Genomic DNA, 1,095 nt, shown 5'->3' with positions numbered 1-1,095 from the left:
CATCGGTATCGTTGCCGAGTACCGTGATGGTGACCGGGGTATCCTCGTTCGTCGACGCCGTGTCGTTCACCGCATCCGGTGCCGGATTGGTGATGGTCCAGGTGAAACTCTGCGACGTGCTCGCGCCACTCGGGTCGCGGCCAGTCACCTTGACCGTGTAGATCCCGCCATTAATCACACTGGCGCTCGCTGCGATCATGCCGGTGATGCGACCGGTGATTGCGTCGATCGACAATCCCGCCGGCAATCCGTCCGCGGTAAAGCTGAGCGTATCGTCATCGATGTCGCTGAACGCGGTTGCGATCGCCAGCGACACGGCTTCGCCATCGGAATCAATGCGTGACGGCAGGCCGACCGACGTCGGCGCGTCATTTGCCGGGGTGACGGTAACGACGACGGTTGCGGTGGAAAACCCGCCCTGATCGTCGCCCAGCGTGTAGGTGATGATGCCGATGCCGTTGAAATTCGCCGTCGGCGTGAAGGTGATCGAGCCATCGGCGTTGACGATCGCCGTACCGTTGCTGACGCCGTTGATCGTCAACGAGGTCGGTGTCAGCGGGTCGCCATCGGGATCATTGTCGTTGACCAGCACGTCGATCGTGACCGGCGTGTCCTCGACAGTCGTCGCGACGTCGTCCTGCGGCAACGGCGGGATATTTCCGACGCGCCACGTGAAGCTGGTCACGACTGTGCCGCCCTGGCCATCCTCGGCGGTCACAGCAACTATGTACACGCCGCCGTTCGTCTGGCTGGCGTCCGATGCGATCATACCGGTGATGACGCCGGTCGCTTGATCAATCGTCAAACCCGGCGGCAGACCGGTCGCGTCGAACTGCAACGCGTCGCCATCGATGTCGCTGAAACCGGGCGCGACCGGCAACACGATCATCTCGGCATCCGAATCGCTGCGCCCGGGGAGGCCGGTGGTAGTCGGCGCATCGTTCACCGCCGCAACCGTGACGGTTATTGATGCGGTCGAGAAACCGCCCTGGCCATCACTGATCGTGTAGCTGATCGTGTCGGTGCCGTTGAAGTTCGCGTTCGGCGTATAGGTCAGCGTGCCGTTCGCGTTGATCACCACCGTGCCGCGTGTTG

General features: G+C 62.8%; 1 protein-coding gene. It reads right to left on the bottom strand.

Features of this window, described 5'->3' with window-relative positions; translation table 11 throughout:
* On the bottom strand, positions 1 to 1,095 hold a 1,095-nt coding region (locus IEX50_RS17320; RefSeq protein WP_188699553.1), incomplete at both ends, for an Ig-like domain-containing protein.

Origin of the sequence: Sphingomonas prati, from assembly GCF_014643515.1 — a bacterium.
Lineage (GTDB): Bacteria > Pseudomonadota > Alphaproteobacteria > Sphingomonadales > Sphingomonadaceae > Sphingomonas_R > Sphingomonas_R prati.
This window is presented reverse-complemented; position numbering and strand designations above follow the sequence as displayed.